At 72.0% G+C, this 21,782-nt stretch carries 18 protein-coding genes; 13 read left to right on the top strand and 5 right to left on the bottom strand.

All coding sequences use genetic code 11. The features are described 5' to 3' along the window. Window positions 1-146 precede the first annotated feature (146 nt). From uvrC to pgi, 11 genes are all read left to right on the top strand, one after another. Window positions 147-2,291, top strand: a complete 2,145-nt coding sequence (gene uvrC, locus ABT092_RS16615) for an excinuclease ABC subunit UvrC (RefSeq protein ID WP_351244366.1) — start codon at window positions 147-149, stop codon at window positions 2,289-2,291. A 140-nt stretch (window positions 2,292-2,431) separates the two neighbouring features. Beyond that, window positions 2,432-3,325, top strand: a complete 894-nt coding sequence (gene rapZ, locus ABT092_RS16610) for an RNase adapter RapZ (RefSeq protein WP_351244378.1) — start codon at window positions 2,432-2,434, stop codon at window positions 3,323-3,325. After that, entirely contained in the window at window positions 3,322-4,374 is a 1,053-nt protein-coding gene (locus tag ABT092_RS16605) for a gluconeogenesis factor YvcK family protein (protein ID WP_351244364.1), read from the top strand. Before rapZ ends, ABT092_RS16605 begins: the two co-directional genes overlap by 4 nt. Further along, a complete protein-coding gene (gene whiA / locus ABT092_RS16600) occupies window positions 4,365-5,354 on the top strand; it encodes a DNA-binding protein WhiA (protein WP_351244362.1) in 990 nt (329 codons plus the stop codon). The genes ABT092_RS16605 and whiA overlap by 10 nt, the downstream gene beginning before the upstream one ends. A 446-nt stretch (window positions 5,355-5,800) precedes the next feature. Further along, entirely contained in the window at window positions 5,801-6,811 is a 1,011-nt protein-coding gene (gene gap, locus ABT092_RS16595) for a type I glyceraldehyde-3-phosphate dehydrogenase (protein ID WP_351244360.1), read from the top strand. Between the two features lie 169 nt (window positions 6,812-6,980). Beyond that, window positions 6,981-8,192 carry a phosphoglycerate kinase gene (locus ABT092_RS16590; protein WP_351244358.1) on the top strand — a complete coding sequence of 404 codons (1,212 nt, stop codon included), beginning with the start codon at window positions 6,981-6,983 and terminating at the stop codon, window positions 8,190-8,192. Between the two features lie 6 nt (window positions 8,193-8,198). Further along, window positions 8,199-8,981, top strand: a complete 783-nt coding sequence (tpiA, locus tag ABT092_RS16585; RefSeq protein WP_351244356.1) for a triose-phosphate isomerase — start codon at window positions 8,199-8,201, stop codon at window positions 8,979-8,981. A gap of 181 nt (window positions 8,982-9,162) precedes the next feature. Beyond that, the gene (gene secG, locus ABT092_RS16580) at window positions 9,163-9,399 is read left to right on the top strand and encodes a preprotein translocase subunit SecG (RefSeq protein ID WP_351244354.1); all 237 of its coding nucleotides are present in this window, start codon (window positions 9,163-9,165) and stop codon (window positions 9,397-9,399) included. A 204-nt stretch (window positions 9,400-9,603) separates the two neighbouring features. Beyond that, window positions 9,604-9,939, top strand: a complete 336-nt coding sequence (locus ABT092_RS16575) for an RNA polymerase-binding protein RbpA (RefSeq protein ID WP_173263245.1) — start codon at window positions 9,604-9,606, stop codon at window positions 9,937-9,939. Window positions 9,940-10,077: 138 nt separating this feature from the next. Beyond that, entirely contained in the window at window positions 10,078-11,334 is a 1,257-nt protein-coding gene (locus ABT092_RS16570; RefSeq protein WP_351244351.1) for an MFS transporter, read from the top strand. Window positions 11,335-11,406: 72 nt separating this feature from the next. Then, window positions 11,407-13,059, top strand: a complete 1,653-nt coding sequence (pgi, locus tag ABT092_RS16565) for a glucose-6-phosphate isomerase (RefSeq protein ID WP_351244349.1) — start codon at window positions 11,407-11,409, stop codon at window positions 13,057-13,059. Between the two features lie 73 nt (window positions 13,060-13,132). Here pgi and pgl read toward each other — a convergent pair whose 3' ends face one another. Genes pgl through tkt form a run of 5 tightly spaced genes read right to left on the bottom strand, consistent with a single transcriptional unit; the run spans window position 13,133 to window position 19,772 of the window. Further along, window positions 13,133-13,933, bottom strand: a complete 801-nt coding sequence (gene pgl, locus ABT092_RS16560) for a 6-phosphogluconolactonase (protein WP_351244347.1) — start codon at window positions 13,931-13,933, stop codon at window positions 13,133-13,135. Next, window positions 13,930-14,991, bottom strand: a complete 1,062-nt coding sequence (gene opcA / locus ABT092_RS16555; protein WP_351244345.1) for a glucose-6-phosphate dehydrogenase assembly protein OpcA — start codon at window positions 14,989-14,991, stop codon at window positions 13,930-13,932. Before opcA ends, pgl begins: the two co-directional genes overlap by 4 nt. Continuing rightward, complete coding sequence (gene zwf / locus ABT092_RS16550) at window positions 14,988-16,520, bottom strand: glucose-6-phosphate dehydrogenase (RefSeq protein ID WP_351244343.1); 1,533 nt, start codon at window positions 16,518-16,520, stop codon at window positions 14,988-14,990. Before zwf ends, opcA begins: the two co-directional genes overlap by 4 nt. Before the next feature lie 5 nt (window positions 16,521-16,525). Next, on the bottom strand, window positions 16,526-17,644 hold the full coding sequence (gene tal, locus ABT092_RS16545; protein WP_351244341.1) for a transaldolase: 1,119 nt from the start codon (window positions 17,642-17,644) through the stop codon (window positions 16,526-16,528). A 40-nt stretch (window positions 17,645-17,684) separates the two neighbouring features. Beyond that, window positions 17,685-19,772 (bottom strand): transketolase, encoded by a 2,088-nt coding sequence (tkt, locus tag ABT092_RS16540; protein WP_351244339.1) that lies wholly within the window; start codon window positions 19,770-19,772, stop codon window positions 17,685-17,687. 543 nt (window positions 19,773-20,315) lie between these two features. Between tkt and ABT092_RS16535 the strand changes: the two genes are divergently transcribed. Then, window positions 20,316-21,278: a heme o synthase gene (locus tag ABT092_RS16535; RefSeq protein ID WP_351244337.1), complete on the top strand. Its 963-nt coding sequence runs from the start codon at window positions 20,316-20,318 to the stop codon at window positions 21,276-21,278. Between the two features lie 105 nt (window positions 21,279-21,383). Continuing rightward, the gene (locus ABT092_RS16530) at window positions 21,384-21,740 is read left to right on the top strand and encodes a hypothetical protein (protein WP_351244335.1); all 357 of its coding nucleotides are present in this window, start codon (window positions 21,384-21,386) and stop codon (window positions 21,738-21,740) included. Window positions 21,741-21,782: the final 42 nt, after the last annotated feature.

Genomic DNA, 21,782 nt, shown 5'->3' with positions numbered 1-21,782 from the left:
GCCCACTCGCCCCGCGGGGCGCCGGGCCGGCCCGCCGGGCCCACGGAAACCGGGTGCGGCCCGGCACCCCGGAGCCGCCCCCGGACCGCACCGCCGCCGGCCCCCTGACCGGCCGGCCTGTCGGTCCGCGCCAGTAGGGTGTGGACATGGCCGACCCCTCCAGCTACCGCCCCAAGCCGGGACAGGTCCCCGACTCGCCGGGGGTCTACAAGTTCCGGGACGAGCACGGCCGGGTGATCTACGTCGGCAAGGCGAAGAGCCTGCGCCAGCGGCTGGCGAACTACTTCCAGGACCTCGCGGGCCTGCACCCGCGCACCCGCACGATGGTCACCACGGCCGCGTCGGTGGAGTGGACGGTGGTGTCGACGGAGGTCGAGGCGCTCCAGTTGGAGTACTCCTGGATCAAGGAGTTCGACCCCCGCTTCAACGTCAAGTACCGCGACGACAAGAGCTATCCGTACCTCGCGGTGACGATGAACGAGGACTTCCCCCGGGTCCAGGTGATGCGCGGCCAGAAGCGCAAGGGCGTGCGCTACTTCGGCCCCTACGGGCACGCGTGGGCCATCCGCGACACCGTCGACCTGCTGCTCCGGGTCTTCCCCGTGCGCACCTGCTCGGCGGGCGTGTTCAAGAACGCCGCGCGCACCGGCCGGCCCTGTCTGCTGGGCTACATCGGCAAGTGCTCGGCCCCCTGCGTCGGCCGGGTCACCCCCGAGGAGCACCGTGAACTCGCCGAGGAGTTCTGCGACTTCATGGCCGGCCGCACCGGCGCCCACCTCCGCCGGCTGGAGGAGCGGATGCAGGAGGCGGCGGAGGACATGGAGTACGAGCGGGCCGCCCGGCTGCGCGACGACATCGAGGCGCTCCGCAAGGCCATGGAGAAGAGCGCCGTCGTCCTCGCGGACGCCACCGACGCCGATCTGATCGCCCTCGCCGAGGACGAGTTGGAGGCGGCCGTGCAGATCTTCCACGTGCGCGGCGGCCGGGTGCGCGGCCAACGCGGCTGGGTCACCGACAAGGTCGAGGCCGTCACCACCGGGGGCCTGGTCGAGCACGCCCTGCAACAGCTGTACGGGGAGGAGAGCGGGGACGCCGTCCCCAAGGAGGTGCTGGTCCCCGCGCTGCCGGAGCCGGCCGACCCCGTCCAGGAGTGGCTGTCCGGCCGGCGCGGCTCCCAGGTCTCGCTACGGGTGCCCCGGCGCGGTGACAAGAAGGCCCTGATGGAGACCGTCGCCCGCAACGCGCAGCAGTCCCTGGTCCTGCACAAGACCAAGCGCGCCTCCGACCTCACCACCCGCTCCCGCGCGCTGGAGGAGATCGCCACCGCCCTGGACCTGGAGAGCGCCCCGCTGCGGATCGAGTGCTACGACGTCTCCCACTTCCAGGGCGACGACGTCGTGGCCTCCATGGTGGTCTTCGAGGACGGGCTCGCCCGCAAGAGCGAGTACCGGAGGTTCCAGATCAAGGGCCGGGCCGGTGACACCCGGCTCTGGCACGGCCGGGGCCAGGACGACGTGCGCTCGATGCACGAGGTGATCACCCGACGCTTCCGGCGCTACCTCGCCGAGAAGGAGCGCACCGGGGAGTGGACCGGAGAGCCCGCCGGGAACGACGAGCCCGCGGAGGGCGTCGAAGGCGCCGGGTACCCGGCGCCCGCCGGCGCGGAGCCGGAGGCCGAGGTGCTGCGCGCCGACGGCCGTCCGGAGGAGCCCGCCGGGCCGACCGACGGCGACGGCCGCCCCCGACGGTTCGCCTACCCGCCGCAACTCGTCGTGGTCGACGGCGGCCAGCCCCAGGTGGCCGCGGCCCAGCGGGCGCTGGACGAACTGGGGCTCGACGACATCGCGGTGTGCGGCCTGGCCAAGCGCCTCGAAGAGGTGTGGGTGCCCGGGGAGGACGACCCGGTGGTCCTGCCCCGGACCAGCGAGGGCCTGTACCTGCTGCAACGGGTCCGTGACGAGGCGCACCGGTTCGCGATCACCTACCAGCGCGCCAAACGGGCCAAGCGGCTGCGGACCGGCCCGCTCGACGACGTGCCCGGCCTCGGGGAGGCCCGCAAGCACGCCCTGGTGAAGCACTTCGGTTCGGTCAAGAAGCTCCGGTCCGCCACAATCGAAGAGATCTGTGCGGTCCCCGGCATGGGCCGCAAGACCGCCGAGGCCGTTCTCGCGGCCTTCGCACGGGCGGCTCCGGCCGCACCCGCCGTGAACACGGCAACCGGAGAGATCATTGAAGACGAGGAGCCCGCGTCCGCGGACACCTCGGAGAACCGACGGGGGCAGGAACCATGACCAACGGCGACGCACACGACACACGCGATACGGGCGCCGCGCCCGGGCCCGGCGCCCGGGACGCGGTCACCGGACGGGACGAGGGCGGACAGGGTGCACATACGGAACCGGGCAGCGACGGCGCGCAGGCGGGTGCCGACATGGTGATCGACGCCAGCGGCGTCCCCGAGACGGCCATCCCCGAACTGGTGATCATCTCCGGGATGTCCGGAGCGGGCCGCTCCACCGCCGCGAAGTGCCTGGAGGACCTCGGCTGGTTCGTGGTCGACAACCTCCCGCCCGCGCTGATCCCCACCATGGTCGAGCTCGGGGCCCGCTCCCAGGGCAACGTCGCCCGGATCGCGGTCGTCGTGGACGTCCGGGGCCGGCGCTTCTTCGACAACCTCCGCGAGTCCCTCGCCGACCTGGAGGCCCGGCACGTCACCCGCCGCATCGTCTTCCTGGAGTCCTCCGACGACGCCCTGGTGCGCCGCTTCGAGTCGGTGCGCAGGCCGCACCCCCTCCAGGGCGACGGCCGGATCGTCGACGGCATCGCCGCCGAACGCGAACTCCTGCGCGAACTGCGCGGCGACGCCGACCTGGTGATCGACACCTCCAGCCTCAACGTCCACGAGCTGCGCGCCAAGATGGACGCCCAGTTCGCCGGCGAGGAGGAGCCGGAGCTGCGGGCCACGGTGATGTCGTTCGGCTTCAAGTACGGGCTGCCCGTCGACGCCGACCTCGTGGTGGACATGCGGTTCCTGCCCAACCCGCACTGGGTGCCCGAGCTGCGGCCCTTCAGCGGGCTCAACGAGGAGGTCGCCGCCTACGTCTTCAACCAGCCCGGGGCCAAGGAGTTCCTGGACCGGTACGCCGAACTGCTGCGCCTGATCGCCGCCGGCTACCGCCGCGAGGGCAAGCGGTACGTGACCATCGCGGTCGGGTGCACCGGCGGCAAGCACCGCTCCGTCGCGATGTCGGAGAAGCTCGCCGCGCGACTGGCCGCGGAGGGCGTGGAGACCGTCGTCGTGCACCGGGACATGGGCCGCGAATGACGGCGCGCGCAATCCGGCTGCGGCGCGCCGGGCGCACCACCCCCCTCCGTCCGGGTGAAAAGCCGGTACGGGCCCGCCGTCGCGGTGCGCAGCCCAAGGTCGTGGCGCTCGGCGGGGGCATGGGCCTGTCGGCCTCCCTCGCCGCACTGCGCCGGATCACCGGCGACCTCACCGCCGTGGTCACCGTCGCCGACGACGGCGGCTCCAGCGGACGGCTCCGGGACGAGTTGGGCGTCCTGCCCCCCGGTGACCTGCGCAAGGCGTTGGCCGCCCTGTGCGGGGACGACGACTGGGGCCAGACCTGGGCGCGGGTCATCCAGCACCGCTTCCACTCGGCCGGCGAGATGCACGGCCACGCGGTCGGCAACCTGCTGATCGTGGCCCTGTGGGAGCAGCTCGGCGACCACGTGCTCGCCCTGGACCTGGTGGGCAAGCTGTTGGGGGCGCACGGCCGGGTGCTCCCCATGTCCGCGGTGCCCCTGGAGCTGGAGGCCCTGGTCAAGGGGCACGATCCGGAGCGTCCGGACGACGTGGACACCGTGCGCGGACAGGCCACCGTCGCCCTCACCCCCGGCGAGGTGCAGTCGGTGCACCTGGTGCCCAACGACCCGCCGGCGGTGCCGGAGGCGGTGGGCGCGGTCCTCGACGCCGACTGGGTGGTGCTGGGGCCGGGGTCCTGGTTCTCCTCGGTGATCCCGCACCTGCTGGTGCCCGAACTGCGGGACGCCCTCACCGAGACCAAGGCGCGCCGGGTGCTCGCGTTGAACCTGGCACCGCAGCCCGGCGAAACCGAGGGCTTCTCCCCGCAGCGTCATTTGGAGGTTTTGGGACGACACGCCCCTAAACTCGCCCTGGACGTGGTGCTCGCCGACGAGGCGGCCGTGCCCGACCGCGAGTCACTGGCCGAGGCCGCACAGAGCTTCGGTGCCGCGGTCGAGCTGGCCCCGGTGGCCCGGCCCGACGGCAGCCCGAGGCACGATCCGGAGCTGTTGGCCGCCGCGTACGACCGTATTTTTCGGATGCATGGAAGGATCGGCCCATGGCGATGACGGCAGCGGTGAAGGACGAGGTCTCCCGGCTCCCCGTCACCCGGACCTGCTGTAGGAAGGCGGAGGTCTCGTCGGTCCTGCGGTTCGCGGGCGGGCTGCACCTGGTCAGCGGACGGATCGTGATCGAGGCGGAGCTGGACACCGCGATGGCCGCCCGGCGGCTGAAGCGGGACGTGCTGGAGATCTTCGGACACAGTTCCGAACTGATCGTCATGGCCCCCGGGGGGTTGCGCCGCGGTTCCCGATTCGTGGTCCGGGTGGTCGCCGGCGGCGACCAACTGGCCCGCCAGACGGGCCTGGTGGACGGCCGCGGCCGCCCCATCCGGGGGTTGCCGCCCCAGGTGGTCTCGGGGGCCACCTGCGATGCCGAGGCGGCCTGGCGCGGGGCCTTCCTGGCGCACGGCTCGCTCACCGAACCGGGCCGCTCCTCCTCCTTGGAGGTCACCTGCCCGGGGCCGGAGGCCGCGCTCGCCCTGGTCGGGGCGGCCCGCCGGCTCCAGATCGCGGCGAAGGCCCGTGAGGTGCGCGGAGTGGACCGCGTCGTCGTCCGGGACGGGGACGCGATCGGCGCCCTGCTGACCCGGCTGGGCGCGCACGAATCGGTGCTGGCCTGGGAGGAGCGGCGGATGCGCCGCGAGGTGCGGGCCACCGCCAACCGGCTCGCCAACTTCGACGACGCCAACCTGCGCCGCTCGGCACGGGCGGCGGTGGCGGCGGGCGCCCGGGTCCAGCGGGCGCTGGAGATCCTGGGCGAGGAGGTCCCCGAGCACCTGGCGGCGGCCGGTCGGCTGCGGATGGAGCACAAGCAGGCGTCCCTGGAGGAACTGGGGGCGCTCGCCGATCCGCCGCTGACCAAGGACGCGGTCGCCGGCCGCATCCGGCGCCTGCTGGCGATGGCCGACAAGCGCGCCTCGGACCTGGGCATCCCGGGGACGGAGTCCAATCTGACCGAGGAGATGGCCGACAACCTGGTCGGCTGACGGAACCGCCCGCAGCGCGCCCCGGGGGCGCGGACCGCCGTCCACACGGACCGGTCCGCGCCCCTCTCGCATGCTCCGACGGCGCGGGCGCGCACCGCACGCCCCTCCCGTGCGAGGTCACTCCGGGTGACGGCGCCCGGTGTCCGGACCGGCACGGGAGGCTCGCGGGGGGCGTGACGGAACGTGGTCGCAAAACCGCCCTCGGTGCCCGCCGGGAGGGTGCGCCCCGAGCGCGCGACCCCTCTTCGCGCTCATCCGCGAGGGCCCCGTATCGGAAGAGCTGCGGGGCGCACCGACTACCCGGTGGTACGCCTCCGAGGGCTCCCTTAAATGGCATCTCGGTGTCACCCCGGGCGGCCCGGGGAGGTAGGGTCGGAAGTGGTCGGGGACATCCCATACAACTCGCCGGGCGTCGCACCCCGGCGCACCAACGAGGAGATCGGTTCGTGACGATCCGCGTAGGCATCAACGGCTTTGGCCGCATCGGTCGTAACTACTTCCGCGCGCTGCTGGAGCAGGGTGCAGACATCGAGATCGTGGCTGTCAACGACCTGGGTGACACCGCGACCACCGCCCACCTGCTGAAGTACGACACCATCCTGGGTCGACTGAAGGCCGAGGTGTCGCACACCGCCGACACGATCACCGTCGGTGACCACACCATCAAGGTGCTCTCCGAGCGCAACCCGGCCGACATCCCCTGGGGCGAGCTGGGCGTCGACATCGTCATCGAGTCGACCGGCATCTTCACCAAGAAGGCCGACGCCGCGAAGCACCTGGCCGGCGGCGCCAAGAAGGTCCTCATCTCGGCTCCGGCCACCGACGAGGACATCACCGTCGTCATGGGCGTCAACCAGGACCAGTACGACCCGGCGCAGCACCACGTCATCTCCAACGCCTCCTGCACCACCAACTGCGTGGCGCCGATGGCGAAGGTCCTGGACGAGAACTTCGGCATCGTCAAGGGCCTGATGACGACGGTCCACGCGTACACCAACGACCAGCGCATCCTGGACTTCCCGCACAAGGACCTGCGCCGCGCCCGCGCCGCCGCCGAGAACATCATCCCGACGACGACCGGCGCCGCCAAGGCCACCGCCCTGGTCCTGCCGCAGCTCAAGGGCAAACTGGACGGCATCGCCATGCGCGTCCCGGTCCCCACCGGCTCCGCCACCGACCTGGTGGTCACGCTCCAGCGCGAGACCACCAAGGACGAGGTCAACGCCGTCTTCAAGAAGGCGGCCGAGGACGGCGCCCTCAAGGGCTTCCTGGCCTACACCGAGGACGCGATCGTCTCCTCCGACATCGTCAGCGACCCGGCGTCCTGCATCTTCGACTCCTCCCTGACCATGGTCCAGGAGGGCAACACGGTGAAGATCCTCGGCTGGTACGACAACGAGTGGGGCTACTCCAACCGCCTCGTGGACCTGACGGTCTTCGTCGGCGAGCAGCTCTGATCCGTACCCGCTACGGGCACCCCATGTGAGCAAGAGGGCTCGGGCAGCGCGAAGGAGCGCTCGCCCGGGCCCTCTCACATGCACAAGCCCTGCGGGGAGCACCCTGCGCCCCCGCAGTTCCTCGCAACGCCCTGCGAGACCTCCTCGTTGGAGTACTAGGAGCGACTGAATGAAGACGATCGACGAACTCCTCGCCGAAGGCGTCGACAACAAGCGGGTCTTCGTGCGCGCGGACCTCAACGTGCCGCTCGCCGACGGCACCATCACCGACGACGGGCGCATCCGTGCCGTGCTGCCCACCGTGAAGGCGCTGGCCGAAGCGGGCGCCAAGGTCGTCGTCGCCTCGCACCTGGGCCGCCCCCAGGGCGCCCCCGACCCGGTGTTCTCGCTGCTGCCCGCGGCCGAGCGCCTCGGTGAACTGCTCGGTGCGACGGTCGCCTTCGCCCAGGACACCGTGGGGGCCGCCGCCCACGAGGCCGTGGACGGCCTCCAGCCGGGCCAGGTCGCCGTCCTGGAGAACCTGCGCTTCAACCCGGGGGAGACCTCCAAGGACGACGCCGAACGCGGGGAGTTCGCCGACCGCCTCGCCGCCCTCGCCGACGTCTACGTGGGCGACGGCTTCGGCGCCGTGCACCGGGGGCACGCCTCCGTCCTCGACCTGCCGGCCCGGCTGCCGCACTACGCCGGCCATCTGATCGCCACCGAGGTCGGCGTCCTGGAGAAGCTCACCGAGGACGTCCGGCGGCCCTACGCGGTCGTGCTCGGCGGCGCCAAGGTCTCCGACAAGCTCGGGGTGATCGACCACCTGCTGGAGCGGGCCGACCGCATCCTCATCGGCGGCGGCATGGCGTACACCTTCCTCAAGGCCCAGGGCCACGAGGTGGGCACCTCGCTGCTCCAGGAGGACCAGATCCCGGCCGTCCAGGAGTACCTGAAGCGGGCCGCCGAGCGCGGTGTGGAGTTCGTGCTCCCGGTCGACCTGCTGGTCGCCCCCCGCTTCCCGGACCTGAAGACCAAGGCCCCGGCCCACCCCACCACGGTCGCCGCGGACGCCATCCCGGCCGACCAGCAGGGCCTGGACATCGGTCCGAGGACCCGTGAGCTGTACGCGGCGAAGCTCGCCGACGCGGCCACCGTCTTCTGGAACGGCCCCATGGGTGTCTTCGAGCACCCCGACTACGCCGAGGGCACCACCGCGGTCGCCCAGGCCCTGATCGACTCCCCGGGATTCACGGTCGTCGGCGGCGGCGACTCCGCCGCGGCCGTGCGCACCCTGGGCTTCGACGAGCGGGCATTCGGTCACATCTCGACCGGCGGCGGCGCCTCCCTCGAATACCTTGAGGGCAAGACGCTCCCCGGTCTCGCCGCACTGGAGAACTGAACCTTCATGACGAACCAGACCCGTACCCCGCTGATGGCGGGCAACTGGAAGATGAACCTCAACCACCTTGAGGCCATCGCCCACACCCAGAAGCTCGCCTTCGCCCTCGCGGACAAGGACTACGAGGCCGTCGAGGTCGCCGTCCTGGTGCCCTTCACCGACCTGCGGTCCGTGCAGACCCTCGTCGACGGCGACAAGCTGAAGATCAAGTACGGTGCCCAGGACATCTCGGCGCACGACTCCGGTGCGTACACCGGCGAGGTCTCCGGGGTGATGCTCGCCAAGCTGAACTGCGCCTACGTGGCGGTGGGCCACTCGGAGCGCCGCGAGTACCACGGCGAGACCGACGAGCTGTGCAACGCCAAGGTCAAGGCCGCCTTCAAGCACGGGATCACCCCGATCCTGTGCGTGGGCGAGGGCCTGGAGGTGCGCAAGGCGGGCCAGCAGGTGCCGCACACCCTCAACCAGCTGGACGGGGCCCTCAAGGACCTGCCCGCCGAGCAGGCCGAGACCATCGTCATCGCCTACGAGCCCGTGTGGGCCATCGGCACCGGCGAGGTCGCCACGCCCGAGGACGCCCAGGAGGTGTGCTCGGCGATCCGCGGTCGGCTCGCCGAGCTCTACTCCAAGGAACTCGCCGAGAAGGTCCGCATCCAGTACGGCGGCTCCGTGAAGTCCGGCAACGTCGCCGCGATCATGGCGCAGCCCGACGTGGACGGCGCCCTCGTCGGCGGTGCCGCACTGGACGCCGACGAGTTCGTCAGGATCGTCCGCTTCGAGCAGGCGTGAGTAGGCGCTAGCGACGATCCGTCGTACCCTTGCGGGGGCCGACGGCCGGAAGACGGGCACGGTGCTCGGCACGCGGGTACCGCAGGGTCCCGCGGCCGGACGTCCACCGGCCCGTCCGACGTCCGCGGCCCCCGCGCCGTCCATCAAGATCCGAGGGAAGACCCCGGAAAGGGAGTTCGCTGTGGTTTTCGGGTTCTCGATCGCCGTGATCGTCTTCAGCCTGCTGCTCACGCTGCTGGTGCTGATGCACAAGGGCAAGGGCGGCGGTCTGTCCGACATGTTCGGCGGCGGCATGCAGTCGTCGGTCGGCGGCTCCTCGGTCGCCGAGCGCAACCTCGACCGGATCACCGTCGTGGTCGGCCTGCTCTGGTTCGCCTGCATCGTCGCCCTCGCGATCATGATGAAGCTCGACAGCTGAGCCTCGTCCGTCGCACCCGCACGCCACGTCGAGCCCCATGACGGGTCTGCGCCCCCCGGCGCGGCCTATCATGGGGCTTGCGTCTCGGGGCAGGGGGTAACTCCCGTCCCTGGACGCGCGTTGGGCCTTACGTAGACTGAGGCGCTCGCAGCGAAGCGTTACGCCGACTCGCTTCGCGGCACCATCACGCAGGGAGTTACGACCGTGGCAAGTGGCAACGCGATCCGAGGAAGCCGGGTCGGGGCGGGGCCGATGGGCGAGGCCGAGCGCGGCGAGTCCGCGCCACGGCTGCGCATCTCCTTCTGGTGCTCGAACGGGCACGAGACGCAGCCGAGCTTCGCCAGCGACGCGCAGGTCCCCGACAGTTGGGACTGCCCGCGGTGCGGTTTCCCCGCGGGGCAGGACCGGGACAACCCCCCGGCCCCCCCGCGGACCGAGCCGTACAAGACGCACCTCGCCTATGTGCGGGAACGGCGGAGCGACGCCGACGGCGAGGCGATCCTCGCCGAGGCGCTGGCGAAGCTGCGCGGCGAGATCTGACGACGGACCCACCCGGGCCGGGACCCCACGGGGCGCCCGGCCCCTCGCGTTCCCGCAGGTCGTGCACCCCTGTCAGTGGCGGGCCCTACGGTTGCGCCAGTGATCGGTGGGCGACGACGGGGGGCCGGAGCGGTGGCCGTGTCCAGCGGAGTGCGGGGGAGCGCCGCCACGGCCGTGCGGTGGCGCGGCGGATTCGGACGGCTGTGGGCGGCGGCCGTGCTGTCCCGCTTCGGCGACGCCCTGCGCACCGCCGCGCTGCCCCTGCTCGCGGCGACCCTCACCGACGAACCCTTGCTGATCGCGACCGTCACGGCCAGCGGATACCTGCCGTGGCTGGTCTTCGGGCTCCTCGGCGGCGCCCTCGCCGACCGCCTCGACCAGCGGCGCGCCATGATCCACGTCGATCTGGTCCGCGCCCTGCTGGTCGGCGCGTTCGCGGTGGCCGTCGCCCTCGACCGGGCATCGATCGGACTGCTGGTGGTGCTGGCCCTCGCCCTCACCACCCTCCAGACGCTCTTCGACAACGCCGCCACCGCCCTGTTGCCCGCGCTGGTCCCCGCGGATGCGCTGGCCAGCGCCAACGCCCGGCTGATGACGGGACAACAGATCGCCGGCGGGCTGATCGCCGTCCCGCTGGTCCCCCTCGTGCTGACCCTGGGCGCTGCCGCCCCCTACGCCGTGGACGCGCTCACCTATCTGCTCGCCGCGGCCCTGCTGACCGCCCTGCGCCCGGTCGACCCGCCCGACCGCCCGTCCGAGGCCCCGGGGGCGGGCCTGCGCGCCGAGGTGGTCCGGGGAGTGCGCTCGCTGTGGCGGGACGGGGTGCTACGGGCGCTGTGCACCGCCACCGCCCTCACCAACCTCGGAGTGGGCGCCCTGGTCGCCACCCTGATCGTCCTCGTTACCGACGGGCTGCACGCGGGGGAGAGGGAGTACGCCCTCGCCCTGACGGGGTACGCGGTCGGCAGCCTCGCCGCCGGATTCCTCGCCCGCCGCCTCGGCGACCGGCTCGGAGCCTTGCGGACGCTGCTGTGCTGCGCGGTCGGACAGGGCGGCGCCCTGGTCGTCGCCGGCGCGGCCCCCGGCATCGCCGTCCTGGTGGCCGCCCTGGTGGCGTTCGGCTTCCTGGGCCTGGTGTGGAACGTCCAGCAGACGACGGTGACCCAACTCCGCACGCCACCCGGGTCGCTCGGTCGGGTGAGCGCGGCGTTCCGCACCCTGAGCATCGGGGCCGGCGCGCTCGGCGCCCTGCTCGGCGGCGTCGCGGCCACCGGGTGGGGCCCGCGGGCGCCGGCCCACCTAGCCGCGGCGACCTTCGCCCTGGCCGCCCTCGTCCTGCTGTCCCGGGTCCGGGGCGGGGCCGGCGCTGCGGCCGACCGTCGTCCGGGCCCCTGATCAACTAGGTTGGAGAGTGCCCGCGGCAAGGCACGGCAACAGGCGACGGCAGAGAGAAGGACGAAGTCCGAGATGAATGCAGAAGGCCGTACTCGGCTCCACCAGACGCCCGAGTGGACCGCCCTGGTCAAGCACCGGGAGGAACAGGACGCACTGCGGCTGCGCGACCTGTTCGCCGCCGATCCGGACCGCGCCACCCGCTACGCGCTCCAGGTCGGTGACCTCTACATCGACTACTCCAAGCACCTGGTCACCGACGACACCCTGCGCCTGCTGCGCCAACTGGCCGAAGCCGCCGGGGTGTACGCGCTGCGGGACGCCATGTTCCGCGGGGAGAAGATCAACACCACCGAGGACCGCGCGGTCCTGCACACCGCGCTGCGTGCGCCCGCCGACGCCGTCATCGAGGCGGACGGGCGGAACGTGGTGCCCGCGGTGCACCGGGTCCTCGACCGGATGGGCGCCTTCGCCGAACGGGTCCGCTCCGGGGAGTGGACCGGCCACACCGGGGCCCGGATCAAGAACGTCGTCAACATCGGCATCGGCGGCTCCGACCTCGGTCCCGCCATGGCCTACGAGGTGCTGCGCTCGTACACGGACCGCTCGTTGACGGTCCGGTTCGTGTCGAACGTGGACGGCGCCGACCTGCACGAGGCGGTCCGCGACCTGGACGCCGCGGAGACCCTGTTCATCGTCGCCTCCAAGACCTTCACCACCATCGAGACCATCACCAACGCCACCGCCGCCCGCAGCTGGCTGCTGGACGGGCTGTCGGCCGGTCAGGAAGCGGTGGCACGGCACTTCGTGGCCCTGTCGACCAACGCCGAGAAGGTCGCCGACTTCGGCATCGACCCGGCGAACATGTTCGAGTTCTGGGACTGGGTCGGCGGGCGCTACTCCTACGACTCGGCCATCGGGCTGTCGTTGATGATCGCCATCGGGCCGGAGCGGTTCCGGGAGATGCTCGACGGCTTCCACACCGTGGACCGCCACTTCCGCAACGCGCCGCCCGAACAGAACGTGCCGCTGCTGCTCGGGCTGCTCGGCATCTGGTACGGCAACTTCCACGACGCCCAGTCGCACGCGGTGCTGCCGTACTCGCACTACCTCTCCAAGTTCGCCGCCTACCTCCAGCAGTTGGACATGGAGTCCAACGGCAAGTACGTCGACCGTGACGGCGAACCCGTCGCCTGGCAGACCGGCCCGGTGGTGTGGGGTACCCCGGGCACCAACGGGCAGCACGCCTACTACCAGTTGCTCCATCAGGGCACCAAGCTGATCCCGGCGGACTTCATCGGCTTCGCCGAGCCGGTGGCCGACCTCGCCCCCGGCCTCGCCGCGCAGCACGACCTGCTGATGGCCAACTTCTTCGCCCAGACCCAGGCCCTCGCCTTCGGCAAGACGGCCGACGAGGTGCGCGCCGAAGGGGTCCCGGAGCACCTGGTCCCCCACAAGACGTTCCCCGGCGACCACCCGACGACCACGATCCTCGCCAAGGAGCTGACGCCCTCGGTGCTCGGCCAGCTCATCGCCCTGTACGAACACAAGGTCTTCGTGCAGGGCGCGGTGTGGCACATCGACTCGTTCGACCAGTGGGGCGTGGAACTGGGCAAGGTGCTCGCCCAGCGGGTGGAGCCCGCCCTGACCGAGGGCGCCGAGGTCCCCGGCCTCGACGCCTCCAGCACGGCCCTGGTCGCCAAGTACCGGGAGCTGCGCGGCCGTTGACATGACGGTGCCGGGCACCCGAACCTTCGGGTGCCCGGCACGCGCGTCGATCGGACCGTACGGGGAGGGGGCCCTACGGGGAGGCCGGCGGATACAGCTCCCGGGGCAGCCCGGAAGCGGCGGCCGCGTCCAGCAGCCAGAGGGTCCGCGCCCGCCCCCGTGCCCCGGCGGCCGGGGCCTGCACCTCGCCTGCCCCGGACAGGGCGATGGCCACGGCCTCCGCCTTGTCCTCGCCCGCCGCGAGCAGCCACACCTCACGGGCGGCCCGGATGGCGGGCAGGGTCAGCGAGATCCGGGTGGGCGGCGGCTTCGGTGCTCCGTGCACCCCGACCACCGTCCGCTCCGTCTCCCGCACCCCCGGCAGCTCCGGGAAGAGCGAGGCCACGTGGGTGTCCGGGCCGACGCCCAGCATCAGCACGTCGAAGGTGGGCACGGGTCCGTGGTCCTCGGGGCCCGCGGCGGCGGCCAGTTCGGCGGCGTACGCGGCGGCGGCGGTGTCCGCCCCGTCGCCCTCCGGCCCGCCGGCCGCGTACGGTCCGTCGGAGGCCGGCATCGCGTGCACCCGTTCGGGGTCCAGCGGCACCGCGTCCAACAGGGCCGCCCGGGCCTGGGTGACGTTCCGCTCGGGGTCGCCCTCCGGGAGGAAGCGCTCGTCACCCCACCACAGGTCGATCCGCGACCAGTCCACGGCGTCCCGGGCCGGTGCGGCGCCCAGTGCGGCGAGCACCGCGTTGCCGTTGCGCCCGCCGGTGAGCGCCACCGAGGCGGAGCCCCGGGCGGCCTGGGCGTCCACGATCTTCGTGATCAACCGGGCGGCGGCGGCCTGCGCCATCAGCTCCTTGTCCCGGTGGACCACCAGTTGCGGTGTGCTCACGTGCGCGCCTTCCGGGCCGCCGGCTTCCTCGCCGCCTTGGCCGGGGGCTTGGCCTCCCCGGCCGCGTCCGGTCCCTGCTCCTGCGACGGCTCCTGCGCGGGCTCCCGCCCGGCGGGGGCGTCACCGTTCGCGGTGTCCTCCAACCGGCCCACCCCGAACCGCAGGACGGAGGCGTAGGTGTCGTCCGGGTCCAGCCGCCGCAACTCCTCCGCGATCAGCTCGGCGGTCTCCCGCCGCTTGAGCGCGACCGCACGGTCCGGCTGCCCCGCGATGGACAGCGTGGCCAGCGAGCCGTCCGGGCGGTCCAGCCCGATCTGGCCGCAGTCGGTCTGGAGCCGCACCGCGGTCAGCCCGGGGCCGCTCGACACGGTCCGGGTCACCGGAGTTCCCAGCCGTTCCGCCAGCCACATGGCCAGCAGCTCCACACTGGGGTTGAACTCCTCGCCCTCGACCTCGGCGGCCGTGACCGTGCAGACGATCTGGTCCAGGGCCGCGGCCAGCATCGACCGCCACGGGGTGATCCGGGTCCAGGACAGGTCGGTGTCCCCGGGGGCGTAGCTGTCGGCCCGGGCCGACAGCTCCCCGACCGGGTGCTCGGCCGTGTAGGCGTCGGTGATCCGCCGTTGGGCGAGCGCGCCCAGCGGGTCGCGCGCCGGGTCGGAGGGCGCGTTGATCGGCCACCACACCACGACCGGTGCGTCCGGCAGCAGCAGCGGCAGCACCACCGACTGCGCGTGGTCCACGACCTCGCCGTACAGCCGCAGCACCACGGTCTCCCCGGTGCCGGCCTCGCCGCCCACCCGGACCTCGGCGTCCAGCCGGGAGGTGGTGCGGCCCCGTGGGGAGCGCGACACCCGGCGGATGACCACCACGGTGCGCGAGGGGTGTTCGCGCGAGGCCTCGCTGGCCGCCTTCAGCGCGTCGTAGGCGTTCTCCTCGTCGGTGACGATGACCAGGGTCAGCACCATGCCGACGGCCGGCGAGCCGATGGCGCGGCGGGCCTCGACCATCGCCTTGTTGATCCGGCTGGCCGTGGTGTCCGTAAGGTCGATGTTCATGGCCGGCGCCAGCTCCGTCCGTCTCGTGCGAGCATTTCGTCCGCCTCGGATGGGCCCCACGTCCCGGACGCGTACTGCGCGGGCTTGCCGTGGCCGTCCCAGTAGCGCTCGATCGGGTCCAGGATCTTCCAGGACAGCTCGACCTCCTCCGTGCGGGGGAAGAGGTTGGAGTCGCCGAGCAGCACGTCCAGGATCAGTCGCTCGTACGCCTCCGGGCTGGACTCCGTGAAGGACTCGCCGTACGCGAAGTCCATGGACACGTCCCGGACCTCCATCGAGGTGCCCGGCACCTTGGAGCCGAAGCGCACGGTGACGCCCTCGTCCGGCTGGACCCGGATGACCAGGGCGTTCTGCCCCAGCTCCTCGGTCGCGGTGTGGTCGAAGGGGGAGTGCGGGGCGCGCTGGAAGACCACCGCGATCTCGGTGACCCGGCGGCCCAGCCGCTTGCCGGTGCGCAGGTAGAACGGGACCCCCGCCCAGCGGCGGTTGTCGATCTGGAGCTTCACGGCCGCGTAGGTGTCGGTCTTCGACCGGCCGTCGATGCCGTCCTCCTGGAGGTAGCCGATGACCTTCTCGCCGCCCTGCCAGCCCTCGGCGTACTGGGCACGGACCGTGTCGGCGCCCAGGTCGGCGGGGAGCTTCACGGCCCCGAGGACCTTGGTCTTCTCCGCGGCCAGCGCGTCCGCGTCGAAGGAGGCGGGCTCCTCCATGGCGGTCAGCGCGAGCAGTTGCAGCAGGTGGTTCTGGATGACGTCCCGGGCGGCGCCGATGCCGTCGTAGTAGCCGGCCCGGCCGCCGATGCCGATGTCCTCGGCCATGGTGATCTGCACGTGGTCGACGTAGGACCGGTTCCAGATCGGCTCGAACAGGGTGTTGGCGAAGCGGAGCGCCAGGATGTTCTGGACGGTTTCCTTGCCCAGGTAGTGGTCGATCCGGAACACCTGGTCCGGGGCGAACACCTCGTGGACGATCGCGTTGAGCTCCTGCGCGGACGCCAGGTCGTGCCCGAACGGCTTCTCGATGACCGCCCGGCGCCAGGAACCGTTCTCCTGGTCGGCCAGGCCGTGCTTCTTGAGCTGCTTCACGACCAGCGGGAAGAACTTCGGCGGGACCGACAGGTAGAAGGCGAAGTTGCCGCCGGTGCCCTGCGCCTGGTCCAGGTCGGTGATCGTGGCCCGCAGGTGCTCGAAGGCGTCGTCGTCGTCGAAGTCGCCCTGGACGAAGCGCATGCCCTGGATCAGCTGGTGCCACACCTCCTCCCGGAAGGGGGTGCGGGCGTGCTCCTTGACGGCGTCGTGGACCTCCTGTGCGAAGTCCTCGTTCTGCCACTCCCGGCGGGCGAAGCCCACCAGCGAGAAGCCCGGCGGCAACAGACCCCGGTTGGCGAGGTCGTAGACGGCGGGCATCAGCTTCTTACGGGACAAGTCGCCCGTGACGCCGAAGATGACCAGGCCCGACGGCCCCGCGATGCGCGGGAGCCGTCGGTCCGCGGCGTCACGAAGCGGATTGGCTCCGTGGACGGATGTCAAGGGTCTCAGCCTTCCGAGGGGGCGAGGCGCTTCAGCTCCGCCTCGGTCGATGCCAGCAGGTCGTTCCAGGCCGCCTCGAACTTCTCGACGCCCTCGTCCTCCAGCAGGTTCACCACGTCGTCGTACGAGATGCCGAGCGCCTCGACCGCGTCGAGGTCGGCCCGCGCCTGCTCGTAGGTCCCGGCGATGGTGTTGCCGGTGATGACCCCGTGGTCGGCGGTGGCCTCCAGGGTGGCCTCCGGCATGGTGTTCACGGTGCCCGGGGCGACCAGGTCGTCGACGTACAGGGTGTCCTTGTACGCCGGGTCCTTCACCCCGGTCGAGGCCCACAGCGGTCGCTGCGGGTGGGCGCCGGCCTTGTCCAGCGCCAGCCAGCGGTCGGAGGAGACGACCTCCTCGTACGCCTGGTAGGCGAGCCGGGCGTTGGCGAGCCCCGCCTTGCCGCGGGCGGCGGCGGCCTCGGGGGTGCCGAGCCCGTCCAGCCGCTTGTCGATCTCGGTGTCCACCCGGGACACGAAGAAGGAGGCCACCGAGCGGATCTCGGACAGGTCCAGGCCGGCGGCCTTCGCCTTCTCCAGACCGGCCAGGTAGGCGTCCATCACGGCGCGGTAGCGCTCCAGCGAGAAGATCAGCGTGACGTTGACGCTGATGCCGAGGCCGATGACCTCGGTGATCGCCGGCAGGCCGGCCTTGGTCGCCGGAATCTTGATCAGCGTGTTCGGCCGGTCCACCAGCCAGGCCAACTGCTTGGCCTCGGCCACGGTCGCCCGGGTGTCGTGCGCCAGCCGCGGGTCCACCTCGATGGACACCCGGCCGTCCTGGCCGCCGGTCGAGTCGAACAGCGGACGCAGGACGTCCGCGGCGTCCCGGACGTCCGCCGTGGTGATCATGCGGACGGCCTCGTCGACCGTCAGCCTGCGGGCCGCGAGGTCGGCGAGCTGAGCCTCGTAGCCGTCGCCGCCGGAGATGGCCTTCTGGAAGATCGACGGGTTGGTGGTGACGCCGACGACGTGCTGCTGGTCGATCAGTTCGGCGAGGTTGCCGGACGTGATGCGCTTGCGCGACAGGTCGTCCAGCCAGATCGCCACGCCTTCGTCGGAGAGGCGCTTGAGTGCGTCGGTCATGGGAAAAGCAACTCCTACGTGATCTCTGCGTCTACTGGCGTCAGCGCTGAACGGCGGCCAGGGATTCCCGGGCGGCGGCCTCGACCGCCTCCGCGGTGATGCCGAACTCGCGGAACAGGACCTTGCCGTCCGCCGAGGCACCGAAGTGCTCCAGCGACACGATGCGGCCCGCGTCCCCGACGTAGCGGTGCCAGGTCAGACCGATGCCCGCCTCGACGGCGACCCGCGCCCGCACCGACTGCGGCAGCACCGCGTCCTTGTACTCCTGCGTCTGCTCCTCGAACCACTCCACGGACGGCATCGACACCACCCGGGTCGGCACGCCGGACGCCTGGAGCCGCTCCCGGGCCTCCACCGCGAGGTGGACCTCGGAACCGGTGGCGATCAGCACCGCCTCGGGGGCGCCGCCCTCCGCCTCGAACAGCACGTAGCCGCCCTTGGCCGCGTCCTCGTTCGGGGCGTACACGGGCACGCCCTGCCGGGTCAGCGCCAGCCCGTGCGGGGTGCCCTCGCCGAACACCTTGGTGTGCCGGCGCAGGATCTCGCGCCAGGCGATCGCCGTCTCGTTGGCGTCGGCCGGGCGGACCACGCTCAGACCAGGGATCGCCCGCAGCGCGGCCAGGTGCTCGACCGGCTGGTGGGTCGGGCCGTCCTCGCCGAGGCCGATGGAGTCGTGCGTCCACACGTACGTCACCGGCAGGTGCATCAGGGCCGACAGCCGCACCGCGTTGCGCATGTAGTCGGAGAACACCAGGAAGGTGCCGCCGTAGATGCGGGTGTTGCCGTGCAGGGCGATGCCGTTCATCTCCGCGGCCATCGAGTGCTCGCGGATGCCGAAGTGGATGGTCCGCCCGTAGGGGTGGGCCTCCGGCAGCGGGTTGCCCGCGGGGAGGAACGACGAGTTCTTGTCGATGGTCGTGTTGTTGGAGCCGGCCAGGTCGGCGGAACCGCCCCACAGCTCCGGGATCACCGCGCCGAGCGCCTGGAGCGCCTTGCCGGACGCGGCCCGGGTCGCCACGCTCTTGCCCGCCTCGAACACCGGGAGCTTGTCCTCCCAGCCCGCGGGGAGTTCGTTGGCCGCGATCCGGTCGAACTCGGCGGCGCGCTCCGGGTGGGCGGTGCGCCAGGCGGCGAAGCCCTTCTCCCACTCGCCGCGGGCCTCGCGGCCCCGGTCCAGCGCGGCCCGGGTGTGGGCGATGACCTCGTCGGCGACCTCGAAGCTCTGCTCCGGGTCGAAGCCGAGGACCCGCTTGGTGGCCGCGACCTCCTCCTCGCCGAGCGCCGAGCCGTGCGCGGCCTCGGTGTTCTGGGCGTTGGGCGCGGGCCAGGCGATGATCGAGCGCATCGCGATGAACGACGGGCGCTCGGTCTCTGCCTTGGCCGCCTCCAGCGCCGCGTACAGGGCCGCCGGGTCGAGGTCGCCGTTGGCCTGCGGCTCGACGCGCTGCACATGCCAGCCGTACGCCTCGTACCGCCCCGCGGTGTCCTCGGAGACCGCGGTCTCGGTGTCGCCCTCGATGGAGATGTGGTTGTCGTCCCACAGCAGCACCAGGTTGCCGAGCTTCTGGTGCCCGGCCAGGGAGGACGCCTCGGCGGAGATGCCCTCCTGGAGGCAGCCGTCACCGGCGATCACGAACACGTGGTGGTCGAAGGGGGAGGTGCCGGGGGCCGCCTCCGGGTCGAAGAGGCCGCGCTCGTAGCGGGCCGCCATCGCCATGCCCACCGCGTTGGCGACGCCCTGGCCCAGCGGACCGGTGGTGGTCTCGACCCCGGCGGTGTGCCCGTACTCCGGGTGGCCCGGGGTCTTGGAGCCCCAGGTGCGGAACGCCTTCAGGTCGTCCAGTTCCAGGCCGAAGCCGGCCAGGTACAGCTGGGTGTAGAGGGTCAGCGACGAGTGCCCGGCGGAGAGCACGAACCGGTCGCGGCCGGTCCACTGCGGGTCGGCGGGGTCGTGCCGCATCACCTTCTGGAAGAGGGTGTACGCGGCCGGCGCCAGGCTCATGGCGGTACCGGGATGGCCGTTGCCGACCTTCTGTACGGCATCGGCGGCAAGGACACGGGCGGTGTCCACGGCACGCTGGTCCAGTTCGGTCCAGTCGAGGTCGGTCGTGGTCGGCTTGCTGCTCACCCTGGGTCAGGGCTCCTCTCGGTGTCCTCGGAAAGCTCGGAAAACGGGGTTGTCGGGTATCGGGCGCAGCCCGCGGCGGTGCGGGCCGGGACGTCCGCAGTGCACGACACGTCGCCGAAACCGGTGCGTCCGAGCACCCACCGGTCGCTGCCGAGCCTACCGCCGTCGCCACGTGCGATTTTTCGCTTAACTACCAGACTGCCGGGGCCCGCTTCCGTTCGCCTCTCGGGACCCTCCCCCGCATTCCGCTGAGCGGACGCCGTGCACCGCTGGCCGCACCCGTCCGGGTCCGCCCTCCGGTCCGACGCCCCTCCCTCCGGCACGCCCGAGCGCCCTGCGGGCGCGCCCCCGAACCGTGGCCCCCGGGGTCGCCCGAACGGCGGCCCGCCCGCCGTCGGTGGGGGAACCACGAGGTCGCGAAGGCGTCGGGGAGCCCGCTCCAACACGAGCGACCCCCGCGAAGGGCGAGGTAAGGCCAACGTCTACAGTGGCGTGGTACGCGCGAGCCGTTGCCGGGGACTGCCCAGCCGGAGGCTTGCTTTGATGTCTCTGTCAGGGGTGTGCGTGACGGCCGTTGAATCCCGTCCGGCGGGAATGCTGCGGACGAGCCGGGGACACCGGCCGCTGCGAGCCCGGGTCATGGCGTTCGTGGCGCTGACCAAGCCGCGGATCATCGAACTGCTGCTGATCACCACGATTCCCGTGATGTTCCTGGCGCAGCAGGGCGTGCCCAGCCTCACGCTCGTGCTGATGACGACGATCGGCGGTTACCTCTCCGCGGGCGGCGCCAACGCGCTGAACATGTACATCGACCGGGACATCGACGCGTTGATGGAGCGGACCGCCCGCCGGCCCCTGGTCACCGGGATGGTCTCGCCCCGCGAGGCGCTGGTCTTCGGCATCACCCTCGCCGTGGTCTCCACCCTGTGGTTCGGCCTCTTCGTCAACTGGCTCTCCGCGTGGCTGGCGCTGGGCGCCCTCCTCTTCTACGTGGTCGTCTACACGATGATCCTGAAGCGGCGCACCGCCCAGAACATCGTCTGGGGCGGCATCGCGGGTTGCCTGCCGGTGCTGATCGGCTGGTCCTCCGTCACCAACTCGCTCTCCTGGGCCGCCGTCATCCTCTTCCTCGTCATCTTCTTCTGGACGCCGCCGCACTACTGGCCGCTGTCGATGAAGGTCAAGGAGGACTACGCCCGGGTCGGCGTCCCGATGCTGCCCGTGCTCGCCTCCAATAAGGTGGTCGCCCGGCAGATCGTCGCGTACAGCTGGGTGATGGTCGGGGTGTCGCTGCTGCTGACCCCGCTCGGCTACACCGGCTGGTTCTACACCGCGGTCGCACTGGTCACCGGCGGTTGGTGGCTCTGGGAGGCGCACGGGCTGCTCGCCCGGGCGAAGAACGGCCTCACCGGCGCGAAGCTGAAGGAGATGCGCCTGTTCCACTGGTCCATCACCTACGTCTCGCTGCTGTTCGTGGCCGTCGCCGTGGACCCCTTCCTGCGCTGAGCTCCGGCACCCGAGCGCCGCCGCCCCCGCCCGGGGTGGCGGCGGCGCTCCGTCGTGTCCCGGCACGGGGTTCCCCGCCTTCCTACCCGTCGGTAGGCTCCGGTCATGGAGAACGCACAGCCCGCCCCGACCGCGGGCAGCAGCGAACCGACGGCCCGGGCACGGCGCCGGGTGAACCGACTGGCCCGGGAGATCGGCGCCTTCGGCAAGGCCCACGGCGGGACCGAAGGCCACGTCGCCCACCTGGGTCGCAAGGGCGCCCGCATCGTCCTCGTCGGCAGCGACGGGGCCTGGGGGGACCTGGTGGCCCCCTCCCCCGAGGTGGCGGAGGCGGCCGTGGAGCGGGCCGGAATCACCGTGCACCCGACCTTCGACGGCGCCTTCGCGGCCCGGGTCCGCACCGGCCGCTACGAGTGGTCCCGGATGGCCGGGAGCCAACTCGGCGGCTTCGCCCGCCGCTGACCGCGCACCACCGTGCGCCGTCCGTCCGCTCCCGAAGGCACA

The organism is Streptomyces sp. NPDC002490, assembly GCF_040296045.1.
GTDB lineage: Bacteria > Actinomycetota > Actinomycetes > Streptomycetales > Streptomycetaceae > Streptomyces.
The sequence above is the reverse complement of the archived record's forward strand: the minus strand, read 5'-3'. Positions and strand labels throughout refer to the sequence as shown.